This window comes from Actinoplanes sp. NPDC051494, assembly GCF_044454705.1.
Classification (GTDB): Bacteria; Actinomycetota; Actinomycetes; order Mycobacteriales; family Micromonosporaceae; genus Actinoplanes.
In genome coordinates this window covers 1-14,585 of sequence record NZ_JBITDZ010000010.1, presented here as the reverse complement: position 1 = coordinate 14,585, position 14,585 = coordinate 1, and the positions used below count along the sequence as shown (strand labels likewise).

Sequence of the window (14,585 nt, the reverse complement as noted above, 5' to 3'; positions counted from 1 at the left end):
GCGAGGGCCAGAAGGGCATGCCTAAGGAGGGCACAGCATGACCGGGCCGGTGCGCAGGCCGGGTCCGCCCATGGGTGGACCGCCGGCCGTACGGATGATGGGTGGGCAGATGCCCGCCGAGAAGCTGCAGGATTTCAAGGGTTCCACGAAGCGGCTGCTCGGGATGCTGCGGCCGCAACGGCTGCTCATCGCGGCAGTGCTGACGCTCGGTATCGCCAGTGTCGCTCTGTCGGTCACCGGCCCCCGGCTGCTGGGCAAGGCCACCGACGTCATCTTCGAGGGCTACCTGGCCCCGGACCGGGGCGTCGACTTCACCCGGCTGTGGCACATCCTGGCCGGGGTGCTCGCGCTGTACGTCGCGGCATGGGTGTTCGGCGTGCTGCAGGGCCGGCTGACCGCGCGGGTCGTCCAGACCACCGTGTACCAGCTGCGCGAACAGGTCGAGCTGAAGCTGTCCCGGCTGCCGCTGTCGTACTTCGACCAGCAGGCCCGCGGCGAGGTGCTCAGCCGGGCCACCAACGACACCGACAACATCGCGCAGACGCTGCAGCAGACGATGTCCCAGCTGATCACGTCGCTGCTGACGATCGTCGGGGTGCTCGCGGTGATGTTCTGGATCTCCCCGCTGCTGGCCCTGATCGCGCTGGTCACCGTGCCGCTGTCGTTCTGGGTGACCACCCGCATCGGCAAGCGGTCGCAGCCGCAGTTCGTCGCCCAGTGGGCGACCACCGGGCGCCTCAACGGCCACATCGAGGAGATGTTCACCGGGCACGCACTGGTCAAGGCGTTCGGCCGGGACCAGGAGGCGGAGGAGACGTTCGCGGAGCACAACACCAAGCTGTACGCGTCGAGCTTCCGCGCGCAGTTCATCTCGGGCCTGATCCAGCCGGCCATGATGTTCATCAGCAACCTGAACTATGTGCTGGTGGCCGTCGTCGGCGGGCTGCGGGTGGCCTCCGGGTCCCTGTCGCTGGGTGACGTGCAGGCGTTCGTGCAGTATTCCCGCCAGTTCAGCCAGCCGCTGACCCAGGTCGCGAGCATGGCCAACCTGGTGCAGTCCGGGGTGGCGTCGGCCGAACGGGTCTTCGCCCTGCTGGACGCGCCCGAGCAGAGCGCGGACCCGGTCTCCGCCGGGGTGCGGCCCGTCGAGGGCCGGGTGGCGTTCGAGAACGTGTCGTTCCGCTACCTGCCGGACAAGCCGCTGATCGAGAACCTGTCGTTCACGGCCGAGCCGGGCCAGACCGTGGCGATCGTCGGGCCCACCGGCGCCGGCAAGACCACGCTGGTCAACCTGCTGATGCGGTTCTACGAGGTCTCGTCCGGCCGGATCACGCTCGACGGCGTGGACATCGCCTCGATGCCGCGGGCCGAGCTGCGTGAGCACATGGGCATGGTGCTGCAGGACACCTGGCTGTTCGGCGGGACCATCGCGGACAACATCGGCTACGGCGCGGACGACCCCTCCGAGGGCGACATCGCTGAAGCGGCGGCGGCGGCCCACGTGGACCGGTTCGTGCGCTCCCTGCCGGACGGCATCGACACGATGATCGACGACGAGGGCGGCAACGTGTCGGCCGGCGAGAAGCAGCTGATCACGATCGCCCGGGCGTTCCTCGCCGAGCCGAGCATCCTGATCCTCGACGAGGCGACCAGCTCGGTGGACACCCGTACCGAGGTCCTCATCCAGAAGGCGATGAACACGCTGCGTTCCGGGCGGACGTCGTTCGTCATCGCCCACCGGCTCTCCACCATCCGCGACGCGGACGTGATCCTGGTGATGGAGAACGGCTCGATCGTCGAACAGGGCTCGCACGACCGGCTGATCGCGGCTGACGGCGCGTACGCCCGGTTGTACTCGGCCCAGTTCGCCCAGGCCGCGGTCGAGGTCGACTGAGATCACGGTACGGAAATGGGGCGGCCCGATCGGGCCGCCCCATTTCTTGTGAAGCTCTGTCGGGTCAGGGTGTTACTTGACCTTCACGTCCACTTCGGCGCTGGAGTTGGTCAGCAGGCCGACGTCGCCGTCGCCGTAGATCGTCGCCTTGTACGTGGTGGTCGAGCCGGAAGCCGCGTTGATCGTCCGCGAGTACACGCCGTCGGCGTTCAGGATGCCGGTGCCGACGGTGGTCCAGCTGTCGTTGTCGTTGAGCCGCAGGACCCGCACGGCCAGGCCGCGCACCTTCGGGTCGCCCGTGATGCCCAGAGTCACCTTGCCCTTGGCATTGGACTTCGCGGTGAAGTCCGGGTCTTCCTTCAGGTTGACCTTGATGGTGTCCGACTCGTTGTCACCGTTCGAGGCCTTGAACCACCAACCGGTGGTGGTGAACTCCGGCATGAACGAGTAGGCACCGGCAGCACTGGTCGTGGTCTTGCCGAGGTTCTCCCACGGCGCGCTGTCGGCGCTGCCGACGGCCTTGCCCCACAGGGTGAGCTCGGTCGAGGCCGGGCCGACACCGCTCAGCTTCAGCGATCCCTTACCGAGCCGGAAACTCGCCGCCGACTTCAGCGTGATGTCCCCGGTGGTGGGCGGCGTGGTCGGCGGGGTGGTGGGCGGGGTGGTGGGCGTGGTGCCGCCACTGGCCGCGATCGTGATGATGCCCTCGGTGACCGTGCCGATGTTGCCGAGGCCGAAGCCGGTGACGATGATCGTCTCGGCCGGTTCGGTCAGCGTGTCGGTGTTGAGCTTGACCTTCGCGACCGGCAGCGCAGCCGTGGGGGCCGTTCCGCCCTTGACCGCGATGGCCTGGGCACCCGGGTTGACGAAGTCGTCGACGCTGGCCGCGACGCTGCCCTTCGACGAGCCACCCATGAACGTCACGTTCAGGGTGATGTCGGCCTGCGCCTGACCGGTGAGCTTGCCGGTCACGTCGACCGTGTCACCCTCCTTGCCGCCGACCGAGTTGATCTCCAGGTCCGGAGCCTTGTCGTCGTTGGTCAGCGTCAGCTTCGACGTGCCGACCAGCGGCGCGGTCACGTACGGCGCGGAACCCGTCGCCGTGAACGTCGCCACCTCGTCGGGCTCGTAGACCGCGTCACCGTTGACGAGGACGACGCCGTAACCGGTGGTCATCTCCGGCTGGACCACGGCGGTGGTGCCGATCAGGTCGTAGTCGTCGCTGCCGACGGTCGACGTCCCGTTGACGGCCGTCAGGGCCGCGGTCGCGATGCCGGCCGTGTTGCCGCTGGTGATGTCGGCGAGCGTGAAGGACAGCGCCTGGTCGCTGGAACCGGTGAGCTTCACCGGCAGCAGCACCGCGTTGGCGGTGTCGCCCTCCTTGACCGTGAGGTCGCCGAACGTGAACGTCGGCGCCGCGTCATCGTCAATGATCTTGACGGTGGTGTACGGCGACGCGACGTTCGCCGAGGTGTCACCGGCCGGCGCGGAGAGCACGATCCGGAACGTCTCACCGTCGTTGGCGTCGACCCGCGGGGTCGGGCCCTCGTCGATGGTGTCACCGACGACGTCGACGGTGAACGTCTGGGTCAGCGTGCCGGCCGGGAAGGTCAGCGTGCCCTTGGTGCCGACGTAGTCCTTGTCGGCGACCGCGTGGCCGGTGCCGACCAGTGAGGCGTCCGCGGTGGTGGCCCAGTCCACCTTGACGGTCCGGCCGGACGCCTTGTTCAGCGTGGCCGTGAACGTCTTGGTGGTGTTGCCGGTGTTGCCCTCGGTCACCGTGACCGGCGTGATCGACACGGACGGCTGGGCCGTCGTGTCGGCGTCCAGGATGGTGGCGTCGATCTTGGTGGTGGTGCCCAGCACCGCGTTCGACGGGTTGCTCAGCTGCACCGCGAAGTCCTCGGGCAGCTCGTTGAGCAGGTCCGCGGTCGGCGTGATGGACAGCGCCGGCGACGCGGCGGTCGTCTTCGCCGGGACGGTCAGTGTCCGCTGCGCGGCCGACGGATAGTTGAAGTCCGCACCCGCCGTCGCCAGGTTGTGGTCGGTCTGCTGGGTGGTCGGTGCGACCGCGTCCCACTGCACCGTGATGGGCAGCTCGGAGCCGTGGTCCAGGGTGACCGGGAACGGGATGGCGACACCCTCGTTCGCGCTGCCACCGCCGCCGAGCGTCAGCTTGGGCACCGTGTCGATGTCCTTGATGCTGACGTCCACCGACGCGGTGGTCGGCGCGGTGACGTTGGTGGCGCTCGAGTTGACCGTGAACGTCTCGGTGTCGAGCTTGTCCTTCAGCCCGTCCGGGTTGACCGCGATGTCCCAGCTCGCCGACGTCTGACCGGCGACGATGTTGATGACCTGACCGGACAGCGCGGTGTAGTCGCCATCCGGCGCGACGCCCGACTCGGCGGTGCCGTTGGCGGTGTTCAGCGTGATCGCGGTGTTGGCGCCAGAGACCTTCGACAGCGTCGCGGTCACGGTCGACTTCGCACCCACCGCCTCGGTCACCGGGCCGGTGGCCGTCAGCGTGTACGTCGGCGCGGTGTCGTTGTCCGTGATGGTGACCGTGGCGGTCCCGATCGTGGTGGCACCCTCCTTCACCGTGACGGTGAAGGTCTCGCTCACCTCGTACAGGTTGTCGTCGATGATCGGGATATCGATGGCGAGGGTGTCGCTCGGGCCGACGATGCTACCCGCGGCCATCGTGCCGGCCCCGGTCTGGGTGCCGGTGTAGTCGCCGGGCGTCGTCGCGGTGCCGTCCGTGGTCGTCCACGTGATGTTCCGCGCGGTCTGCGCGGTGCCGTCAGCGGTCCGGACCACCGTGACGGTGGCCTTCCCGGCGCTCTCCGCTACGGAGATGGTGGAGCTCTGCAGGCTGAGGGTGCCGTTGGCGGCCAAAGCGGGCGCCGCGAAGAACAAGGTCGACCCGAGGCCCAGGACTCCGGCAGTTGCGGCCGAGAGCACTTTCTTGGCCGACTTGGGTCCACGCAGCATGAACGGAACCGAGCCGCTCCTGGCCGCATGGGCTGCTTGATAGCGCATGTGTTTCTGTCTCCTTCGGCGGCTGGGCCGCCTCCCGCTCGGGAGGTCCCTGGCTTTGCGTCCCCGCCTTGCGGCGGGTTTGCCTTTCTCGGTGCCGCTCGTGACGGCTTGCGGCGCAGGCCTTTCGCACGGGAACAAAGCTCGCACCCAGGAATTGCGCCGCTCGTACTGTAACCAGGGAATTACGGCACTGTGGGCGGAATGAGTTTTTCGCCGGGATGGCCGATTGAAAGCCATTTTGCACCTAACAACAGTGAACTAGTGCCCGCTTTTAGCCATTCCATCATTTATGCGTGGATTGACCGTTTCGCGTTCACGATCCAGCCGAGCAGCACCAGCAGCGCGAGACCGGCGAGGAGCGGCACGCGCCACCACCAGGGCGGGCCGGCCGGGGTGACGGGCACGGGCGCGGACACCCACGGCCGGGCCGTCTTCGACCAGGCCAGGAACGTGTCACCGATCGGGAGGGCGCCGCCGGCAAAGCGTTGGGACCAGGGCGTCGAGACGGGTACGCCGAGCAGCTCCCCGTAGTTCGCCAGCGCCCCGGCCAGCCGGGTGTCCCCGTGCACCCGGGCCGCGCCGAGCGTCACCGCGGTGGCCGACAGGCTCGCGCCGAGCACCAGCGGGCCCGAGTCGACGTCGCCCGCGCCGGACACGCCGGACGGGTATTCGCGGCCGGACGGGTATTCGCGGATCGCCGGGCCGAGCCCGAGGGGCCGGTAGACGAAGCGGGACCGGAAGACGAGGTACTGCGAGCGGGCGAACGCCGGGTCGATGTCGACCAGGAACCGCTGGATGATGCTCTGCGACGTGCCCCGGGCCACCGACGTCGGCGACCCCGAGGCCGGGTCCACGGTGTGCGGCATCAGGCCGGTCGACGGATCCAGGCGGGCACCGGCACCGGCGAGCCAGCGGGCGACCGTCGCTTCGTACCGTGGGGCCAGCAGTTTGTCGTGCAGGCGCAGTGACGCGATCGCCACCGTCGAGTCGACCGGCCAGGCCTGCCCCGGATAGGCCGGCAGGTAGGGCGTCACGGACGCGTCGAAGGCGGCGGCCAGGGCGGCGGACGACGCGGTGAACTCGGCGCTCAGCCGCGGATCCGCCTCCAGCGACAGGATCCCGCCGCGCAGCCAGTTGGTCCAGCCCTGATAGAAGACGCCGTACGCCGGGGTGAGCCCCGCGTCGAACGGCGCCCGCCCCGCCGGCGACGTCAGGTGGCTGAGCGCCCAGCGGGCCTCCGCCGCGTTGCCGAGGTCGACCTGGGCCAGGCCGTACAACGCGTAGGAGAAGAAATAGCCTTCGGGGAAGAGCTTTTGCGCGTCGGCCGCCGACCCGTCGTCGAGGGCGGAACGCAGGAACGTCAGCTGGCTGCGTACCCCCGCCGGGTCCTGCTGGGGAGCGACCAGACGCACCGCCGCCACCAGGGCGATCAGCGTGACCACGACGGCGGCGATCCTGCGGAGCATGACCGCGAGCCTAGGGAAAGCGTGCCACCCCAGTAGTCTCGATCGATGGCTCGCGTTGTGCGTCCGCTCGTCGTCCTGCTCGCGGCCGCTCTCCTGCTGGCCGGGGAGAGAGCCGCTCCCGCGCCGCCGGCCGACCGCATGCTGCATCCGATCGCGGACCACACGGTCACCGCGATCGCCCAGGACGGCGACACCACGGCCGCCACCACGCTCGCGACCTGCCCGGCGCTCTGCGAGCACAACCCGGCGGCCCGGCGTGACGCCGCGCTGACCTTCCAGGTCGACGGCCTGCCCCGCGACCTGACCGGGATGCGGGCCACACTGCGGCTCTACGCCTGGCACGACGCACCGGCCCGGATCCGGGTCGAGCCCGGGACGACCGCCGATCGGGTCCGGGCCGGATTCAACGACTTCCCGGTTCCGGTACGCGCCAACGGCACCTACACCTTCGCCGTGTCCCAGGAAGACCACCATTCCCGGGTCTACTGGGCGTCATCCGAGAACCCGCAGACCGGATTACGACCCCAACTCGTGCTCTCCTACCGAACCCCGGACAACGACTGGGAACTGGTGTGGAACGACGAGTTCGACGGCACCGCACTCGACCGGTCGAAATGGAATCTGCGCGACGGCGAAGCACGCGACATCGACCTCGGCTGCAATGTCGCGAACCCGGCGAATACGGTGCTCGGTAATGGCTCGCTGACGTTGCGCGCTTTACCGGAAACGGTCGCTTGTGGTTCCCGGACCCGCCGGTTCACGCAGTCCTACCTCGACACCATCGGGCGGCACTCGTGGACGTACGGTCGCTTCGAGATCCGGGCCCGCTCCCCCGAGGCGCCGGCCAAGGGCATCTGGCCGGCGTTCTGGTTGCGGCCCGACGACGGCGGCAACGGCGAGATCGACGTGACCGAGCTCCCCGGCGGCCCCGGCTACGACGACAAGGCGACGGCGGCCATCTTCTGGGACTACACCCCGGTCAAGCAGGACGTCCGGATCCCGCTCGTCCCGCCCGGCGGCTGGCACACGTACACGACCGAGTGGGACGCCGACCGGCTGACCTGGTCCATCGACGGCCGGGTCGTGTGGACCCGGGACAGCACCACCACACTGTGGTTCGGCAAGGCGTTCCGCAAGCCGTACCACCTGCGGCTGAACATCCAGGCCGGCGGCTGGCTCGGCACCCCCGACGCCACCACGGCGTTCCCGGCCGACTTCGTCGTGGACTACGTCCGGGTCTATCAGCGCTGACCCCTATCATCGAGTCGTGCCGATCTCCCCCCTCGGACCGCGCCTCGCGTGGGTCGTCCAGGCCATCTTCGAGAACCCCGGCGTGACGGTCACGGCCGACGACGATCCGGCCGCCACCCTCCGGTACGCGGTGATCCCGTCCCTGGAACGTGCCCGGTTCCTGCTGCCTCTGGCCTCACCCCGGGTCACCGCGGCGGCGCTGCTCGCATACAACGCGTTGCGCCCGCCGAAGGTCCGCGCCGGCCGGGCCGCGGTCGGGCTGCTGGCCCGGGTGGGACTGCTCGGCCTCACCAGGGCACCCGTCCTGTCGGTGCACGGCGGCCCGCTGCTGCCGGAATTCCTCGCCGAACAGCTCGGGCAGGAACGCCTGCACGCCGCGATCGGGGTCCGGCCGCCCGATCCCCATCACAAACCCACGCTGCAGCTCTTCGACGACGCCGGCCGGCCGCGCGGCTACGCGAAGATCGGCTGGAACAACGGCACCCGGGCGATGGTCCGCGCCGAGGCCGCCACGCTCGCCGGGCTGCCCACCGGCGGCGGGTTCCCGCCCGCACCCCGGCTGCGCCTGCACACCCGGTGGCAGGGCCGGGAGATCGCGGTCATCGAGCCCATGCCGCGTACGGTGAAACGGGTCCGTGATCCGGAGAACCCCCGCGTCGACACGGTGCTCGCGGTCGCCCGGCGGGGCGGGCCGGCCACCGACCCGGTGCCGGTGACCGGGCTGATCGCGACGTGGCGACGGCGGGCGGCCGGCGCCGATCCGCGCATCCACCCGTTCATCGACGCCCTCGACGTCGACCTGCGGTTGGAGTTCGGGGACTGGCACGGCGACTGGGTGCCGTGGAACATGGCCCGGCACCGCGGCGGCCTGCTCGTCTGGGACTGGGAGAACCGGGCCGCGGGTGTGCCCGTCGGTTTCGACGTCGCCCATCTGGCGTTCCAGACGGCACTGTCCACCCACGGCCGCCCGGCCGCCGACTGCGCGCGCTCGGCCGATGCGGCGCTGGCCGAACACGGACCCCGGCTGGGCCTCGACCCGGTCCGGCAACGCTACGTCGCGGACGCCTACCTGGTCGAGCTGTGGTTGCGCACCCACGAGCTGTCGGCGGGCGGCGCGGGCTGGAACCCCAAGCTGCACCCGGCCCTGCTCGACGTCCTCACGGCCAGGTCAGCCGCATCCCGAGACGTTCCTCGAGCGCGGCGTTGAACGGCCGGTAATACCCGGTCAGCTCGGCCCGCACGGCCTCGTCCATGCCCTTGCCCGGCCGGTCGTTGAAGACGTCATAAGCCGGCAGATCATGGGCGGGGAGCCCGATGAAATCGAGAATCCCCGCGTACGTGGCGGCGGGCTCACGATAGAACGTCTCGCTCTGCACGAACAGCAACTGCGACCGGTCGAAACGCGCGAGCCACGGTTCGAGATGCTCCAGATAACGGCCCCTCGCCCGGTACGAATACCAGTCCGACGCCGGCCAGTCACCACCCGCCGTGCGACTCTGCTCGGCCTCCAGCGCGGCCGCGAAATCCAACGGCTCCACACCCTCGCCCCGGCGTTCCTTCCAATGCGAGAACGCCCGCTCCACCGGATCCCGCAACAACACGATCATCCGCGCGCCGGGCATCAGGTCTGCCACCCGGCCGGCCACCTCGGGATGGAACATGTACAGCGGAGCGGCTTCGCCCACTTTGGATGGCCCACCATGCTTCTTTTCCAGGGCGGCCCGCTGCCGCTCGGTCGGGAAGTGCGACCGGTACCACGCCTCACCCCGGCCCCAGTTCTCCTCGAAATAGTGTGAGGTCTTGGTGTTCCACGCGGGAAAGAGCCGCGGCACCAGCGGATGCTGGATCAGATACCGCCACAGCGACGTGGTGCCGCCCCGCTTCGTGCCGATGACCAGGAAATCCGGCAGCGGTCGACGGTCGCTGGTGCGCTCGCCGTACCGCACCAGCAACTCCCGGACCTGCTCCTTCGCGCCCCGCGGTGCGGCGTTCTTCATCCGGTCCCTGACGGTCACTGCACTCTCATTCCTCTCATCAATGCGCGCACCCGTCGATCGCTCAGCGCGACACAGAATCCGCCGGCGACAACCGCGAGCGCGACCCCCAGGCCCGCCAATCCCCGGCCGCCCACCGAAACGCCGATCAGGGCCACGACGCCGGTCGCGCCGGTCACCCCACCGGCGAAAATCAGGAGGGTACGGCCGAAAAGCGGCTCGCCCAGCGCCCGCCCGGCCAGGACCGCGGCGATGACGTTCTCGACAACAATCCCCAGCGACCAGGCGATCGCGGCCCCCAAGGCACCATGCCGGGGGACAAGGACGATGCACGCGGCCACATTGAGCACCAGCCCGGTGACGGTGGCCAGCAGATGCCCGCGACTGTTCCCACTCATCAGCAGAACGGTCTGCACCAGCCCGACACCGACATTCACCAGCATCGCCACCGCGAGCACCGCCAGCGCGGGGGCCCCGGACCCGAACCCGGCCCCGAAAAGCTCCAGGAAAGCGGGAGCAAAAATGGCCAGCACCAGATAGGCCGGCCACGACAGCGCGACGATCCACAACGAGGTCCGCCGATAGACCGCGGCCGCCGCCGGCCGCCGCCCCTCCCCCAGCAGCCGCGACAGCTGAGGAGCCACCGCCACCCGCAAACCCTGCATAATCAACAACCCGGCCAGCGCATACCGCCCGACCGCGGCGAACACCCCGGCCTCGGCCTGCCCGGCAAGAGCTCCGGTCAGCAGCACCCCGACCCACATACTGCCGGCATCGATAGCAACCGAGACGGCCCGGGGAAGCGCAAACCCCCAGAACACCCCCCATCCCGGCCTCGCGTCTTCCCGGGCTGCAGTCCTCCGGGGGCGGGCGAGCAGGACCATAGCGATGACCAGCGCCGCGGCGACCGGGAGCAGCCAGCCCGCGAAACCGAGCAGCACCCCACCGCCGGTCGTCACGGCAGCGATCATCAGGGCCGGTCGGGCGATCGGCACCAGCAGGAACTGCACACCGACGAACGCGGCCACCGGCCTGGTCGCCCGGACCGCCGCCAGCAGCACCGTCGAGACGACGATCAGCGGGACGCCCGCGAAGGCGAGCCGCATCAGCCCGGTCCCGGCCGCCTCGTCGAGCAGCGCCCGGCTCACCGACGGCGCGGCCAGCACCCCGGCGACGGCGACGACCAGCGACAACCCGGCCGTCGGCAGCAACGCCACCGGCAGCAACCGTGCCACCGTCTTCTCGCGGGGGAGGGCCCACATCAGGGCGGTGTCCGCGCCGAGGCAGCAGACCGCACCCGCGATCGTCACCAGGCCGATGACGGTGAACAGAGCTCCGGAGCCCTCGGTGCCGAACGTACGGACGATGACGGTGGTGAGGATGAAGCCGAACAGGCCGTTGACCGCTGCTCCGACAAGGCCGATCACCCCGTTACGGGTGCTCCGGCGTACCTCTGTGGCGGTGGTCAATCAGATTCCCCGGCCACGCTTCTGCGCCATCCGCAGGGCCCGTTCACCGGTCAGCAACCCCAGGATCACGGGTACGGTGACCAGCACGCGCTTCTCCGTCGGATCCAGCCGCAGCACCGCGGCCAGTTCCTTGATCGCCTCGGTCCGCCGGTTGCCCGAGGCCAGGGCGAACGCGATCTGACCGCGCAGCCGGGCCATGCCACTGCGACTGGTGGCGAGCTCGGGATGCTTCGCGATCAGATAGCGCTGAGCCTCGACAATCATCGCCCACCGCCCGAAATAGTACGACCCGCCGTGCCAGTCCACGATGACCAGCGCCGAGCGCACCACGGCGATGGGCGTGTGCACGGTGACCCGCAGCAACCACTCGTAGTCCTCGCTGTAGCCGCCGGGGATGTCCTCGTCGACCTCGCCCGCCGCCGCCCAGATCTCCCGCCGGACCAGGATCGTGCTGGAGTGCACTTCCATGATCCGGTCGTCGAGGAAGTCCTGGAGGTAGAGCCGGTCGCGGTCGAGCACACGTTCCTTGTCGATGCCGGGGCCCCGCAACCGGAGCCCGCAGGTGACCGCACCGATCTCCGGGTGGCTGAGCATCGCGACCTGACGGTCCAGTTTCGACGGCAGCCAGATGTCATCGTCGTCGCAGAACGCGAGCAACTCCCCGGTGGCCGCGTCGACGCCGCTGTTCCGGCCGCCGGGCAGCCCCTGCCGCCGTACGTTGGAGATCAGTTTCAGGGCCCGGTTCGGCCCGACGTCGAGCACCAGGTCCCGGACCGGCACCTGGTCGAAGACGACGATGCACTCGACCCGGCCCGGATACTCCTGCTGCAGAATGCTGGTGACGGCCCGCTCGAGCAGCCCCGGCCGATCCCGGGTGGCCACGACGACGGTGACATCGGGGTACATGTCAGGCACCACTGCCCCCGGTCAGGACGAAGCCCACGGTCTGGGCGCCGGCGGACCGCAGCCGGTCCACGAGCCGGGTCAGCTCGGTGTTGCGGGTCCGGTCCCGGGCCACGACCAGCACCGCGACCCCGGCCTGGGCCGCCCGCACCCCCCGCTCGTCGGTGTCCGACGGCGGCGCGTCGACCACGACGACCCCGACCGGCGGCTCGTCCCCGAGCGTGCACAGCCGCACCACACCGGCACCGACCAGCACCACCAACGGCGCCCGATGCTCCAGGCCCGGCGCCCCCGACACCGGCATCCCAGAAATCGGCATCCCAGAGGTTGGCATCCCGGAGGTTGGCATCCCGGAGGTTGGCATCCCGGAAACCGCTGCCCCAGGGACCGACGCCCCGGGGACCGGCCGGTGGTAGGCACCGGCCGCCTGTCGCCCGGCCGCCTGATGCCCGGCCGCCTGATGCCCCGCCGCCTGATGCCCCGCCGCCTGATGCCCCGCCGCCTGATGCCCCGCCGCCTGATGCCCGGCCGCCTGCTGCCCCGCCGCCTGATGCCCCGCCGCCTGATGCCCCGCCGCCTGATGCCCGGCCGCCTGATGCCCCGCCGCCTGATGCCCCGCCGCCTGATGCCCCGCCGCCTGATGCCCGGCCGCCTGCTGCCCCGCCGCCTGATGCCCGGCCGCCTGCTGCCCGGTGGGCGTGGTCGCCGGCACACCGGGGGGTTGCGACATGCCGCTGGTCGTCGGGATGATCATCGTCGCCGCGGGGTCGTTCGAGGTCATCACGCCGGTCTGGCCGGGCGAACGGCCATACGATCCAGGCCCGCCGGAAACCGGTCCGGCCGAAGACCGCCCACCGAAACCGTTGTGCCCGGCCCCGTTGATGCCGGAACCGTTTGCACCGACCCCGTTCATGGCCCCCGCGCCGAGGTGGGGGCCGCCCATGCCCGGGCCACCCACCATCCCCGGGCCACCCAGGCCAGCGCCACCCATCCCGGGGCCGCCAGCGCCAGAGCCGCCCATCCCGGGGCCGCCCATCCCAGGGCCGCCAGCGCCGGGGCCGCCCATCCCAGGGCCGCCCATCCCAGGGCCGCCAGCGCCGGGGCCGCCCATCCCAGGGCCGCCCATCCCAGGGCCGGGGCCGCCCATCCCGGGGCTGCCGGCTGGCTTTGCGCCGAAGGCGTTGAAGCTGGTCGGGGCGGGGGACGACGGGGTGACCGTACGGGGGCGTGGGGGTGTTCGTTTCTGGGCTGAGAAGAGGATTTTCTTGATCTCTTCCTGACTGCCCGACGAGGCTGCCAGGGTCACGTCACGGCCCGCTTCGGCGAGGGCCACCGCCAGGTTGGCGGTGACCGTGGTGCGGCCTTCGTCGTCGCGGCCGGAGACGACGACCAGGGGGCGGTCCGGGTTGCCGTCGATCCATTTGAGCAGGGCGAGCGAGACGTAGCGGGCGTCGGCCGCGGCTGCTTCGCCGTGGTGGCGGCCCGCTGCTCGGACCGAGCCGAGGGCGGGCAGGCCGATGAGGTCCGAGGCCTGGTCGCCGGAGCGGATCCGGCGGTCGAGGGTTTCCCGGGCGTGGGCGGCGATCATGCCGAGCAGCAGGCCGCCGAGCAGGGCGGCGGCCAGGAACAGCGGGGCGGCGTCGTGGCTGGACGGCACCGGGGCCCGGGCCGCCGCGGTGACCGAGCCGGGGCTGAGGTCGGCGGAGGCCACCTTCGCGCGGGCGTTCGCGAGCTGGGCGATCTGGTCGTTGAGCGCGCCGACCTGGTTCAGCATGGCCTGGGTGCGCGGCGACATGGACTCCACGCTGGACGTTCCCGAGGGCAGGCCCTTCTGCGCGGCCTGCCGCTGCGATGTGACGGATTTGATCGTGTTGTCGTAGGAGAGCATCAGCGCGGCCCGCTGCTGTTTGTAGATCTCCTCGCGGACCCGCAGGTAGGTCTCGGCGGCCGTGTTGGCGCCGGTCACCGCGCTGCTCTCGGCGTCGTCGGCGTACTGGAAGCGCAGCACCTGCCCACCCGTGGGGACCTCGGTGGTCAGCGCTTCGCGGACGGCGTCGGGGTCGCGTTGCAGGATCCGCGCGGTGGAGTCGATGACGTCGTTGCCGAGGGCGATGCCGTTCTCCGCGGTCATGTTGATCGCCCGGTCCGCGCCGCTGGACGGCAGCGTGAACGGGTCGGTCACCACGGGGCGCAGCACCACGACGGACGTGGCGGTGTAGGTGGCCGGCAGCAGGAGCAGGTAGCTGAGCACGCAGAGCGTCGTCGTCCCCACGGCGGCGGCCACGAGGCGCCAGCGCCGTAGCGGGATCCGCACGACGTCCGCGAAGCCCACCACCCGTTGACGGCTCGCGGCGACGGAGTCAGTCACATCCATGGTTCGTCTCTCTGGTTCTCAAGTGCGTCGTGGGGGGGGGGGGGGGGGGGGGGGGGGCGCGGGGGGCGGGGGGGGGGGGGGGGGCGGCCCCCCGGCCCCCCCCGCGGGGGGGGGGGGGGGGGGGGGGGGGGGGGGCGCGCGGGCGGCGGGGGGGGGGGGGGCGCCCCCCCCCCCGGGGGGGGGGGGGGGGGGCCC

At 70.8% G+C, this 14,585-nt stretch carries 8 protein-coding genes, 1 pseudogene and 1 riboswitch; of the genes and pseudogenes, 3 read left to right on the top strand and 6 right to left on the bottom strand.

What is annotated here, in order from left to right; genetic code table 11:
• Positions 1-37 precede the first annotated feature (37 nt).
• The gene (locus ACIA6A_RS29495) at positions 38-1,894 is read left to right on the top strand and encodes an ABC transporter ATP-binding protein (RefSeq protein ID WP_396101179.1); all 1,857 of its coding nucleotides are present in this window, start codon (positions 38-40) and stop codon (positions 1,892-1,894) included.
• 72 nt (positions 1,895-1,966) lie between these two features.
• Here the strand turns inward: ACIA6A_RS29495 and ACIA6A_RS29490 are convergent, their stop codons facing one another.
• A complete protein-coding gene (locus ACIA6A_RS29490; RefSeq protein WP_396101178.1) occupies positions 1,967-4,885 on the bottom strand; it encodes a beta strand repeat-containing protein in 2,919 nt (972 codons plus the stop codon).
• A gap of 62 nt (positions 4,886-4,947) precedes the next feature.
• Positions 4,948-5,027, bottom strand: a riboswitch (cyclic di-GMP riboswitch).
• 193 nt (positions 5,028-5,220) lie between these two features.
• Entirely contained in the window at positions 5,221-6,399 is a 1,179-nt protein-coding gene (locus tag ACIA6A_RS29485; RefSeq protein WP_396101177.1) for a hypothetical protein, read from the bottom strand.
• Between the two features lie 45 nt (positions 6,400-6,444).
• Here ACIA6A_RS29485 and ACIA6A_RS29480 point away from each other — a divergent pair, with 45 nt between their 5' ends.
• Positions 6,445-7,650, top strand: coding sequence for a family 16 glycosylhydrolase (locus ACIA6A_RS29480; protein ID WP_396101175.1), 1,206 nt, complete (start codon positions 6,445-6,447; stop codon positions 7,648-7,650).
• Positions 7,651-7,666: 16 nt separating this feature from the next.
• Positions 7,667-8,857, top strand: coding sequence for a hypothetical protein (locus tag ACIA6A_RS29475; protein WP_396101174.1), 1,191 nt, complete (start codon positions 7,667-7,669; stop codon positions 8,855-8,857).
• Here ACIA6A_RS29475 and ACIA6A_RS29470 read toward each other — a convergent pair.
• From ACIA6A_RS29470 to ACIA6A_RS29455, 4 genes and pseudogenes are all read right to left on the bottom strand, one after another.
• Positions 8,808-9,647 carry a sulfotransferase family protein gene (locus ACIA6A_RS29470; protein WP_396101523.1) on the bottom strand — a complete coding sequence of 280 codons (840 nt, stop codon included), beginning with the start codon at positions 9,645-9,647 and terminating at the stop codon, positions 8,808-8,810. The two genes, ACIA6A_RS29475 and ACIA6A_RS29470, sit on opposite strands and share 50 nt — an antisense overlap.
• Before the next feature lie 14 nt (positions 9,648-9,661).
• A complete protein-coding gene (locus ACIA6A_RS29465; RefSeq protein ID WP_396101173.1) occupies positions 9,662-11,113 on the bottom strand; it encodes a polysaccharide biosynthesis C-terminal domain-containing protein in 1,452 nt (483 codons plus the stop codon).
• A complete protein-coding gene (locus tag ACIA6A_RS29460) occupies positions 11,114-12,019 on the bottom strand; it encodes a glycosyltransferase family 2 protein (protein WP_396101172.1) in 906 nt (301 codons plus the stop codon).
• 329 nt (positions 12,020-12,348) lie between these two features.
• Positions 12,349-12,831, bottom strand: a pseudogene (locus tag ACIA6A_RS29455) (hypothetical protein); the annotation flags it as partial.
• Positions 12,832-14,585 lie beyond the last annotated feature (1,754 nt).

Bases quoted from the DNA above. Each gene is read 5' to 3' on its own strand.
- ACIA6A_RS29495 (WP_396101179.1), top strand. From the start codon at position 38: ATGACCGGGCCGGTGCGCAGGCCGGGTCCGCCCATGGGTGGACCGCCG.
- ACIA6A_RS29490 (WP_396101178.1), bottom strand. From the start codon at position 4,885: ATGCTGCGTGGACCCAAGTCGGCCAAGAAAGTGCTCTCGGCCGCAACT.
- ACIA6A_RS29485 (WP_396101177.1), bottom strand. From the start codon at position 6,399: ATGCTCCGCAGGATCGCCGCCGTCGTGGTCACGCTGATCGCCCTGGTG.
- ACIA6A_RS29480 (WP_396101175.1), top strand. From the start codon at position 6,445: ATGGCTCGCGTTGTGCGTCCGCTCGTCGTCCTGCTCGCGGCCGCTCTC.
- ACIA6A_RS29470 (WP_396101523.1), bottom strand. From the start codon at position 9,647: ATGAAGAACGCCGCACCGCGGGGCGCGAAGGAGCAGGTCCGGGAGTTG.
- ACIA6A_RS29460 (WP_396101172.1), bottom strand. From the start codon at position 12,019: ATGTACCCCGATGTCACCGTCGTCGTGGCCACCCGGGATCGGCCGGGG.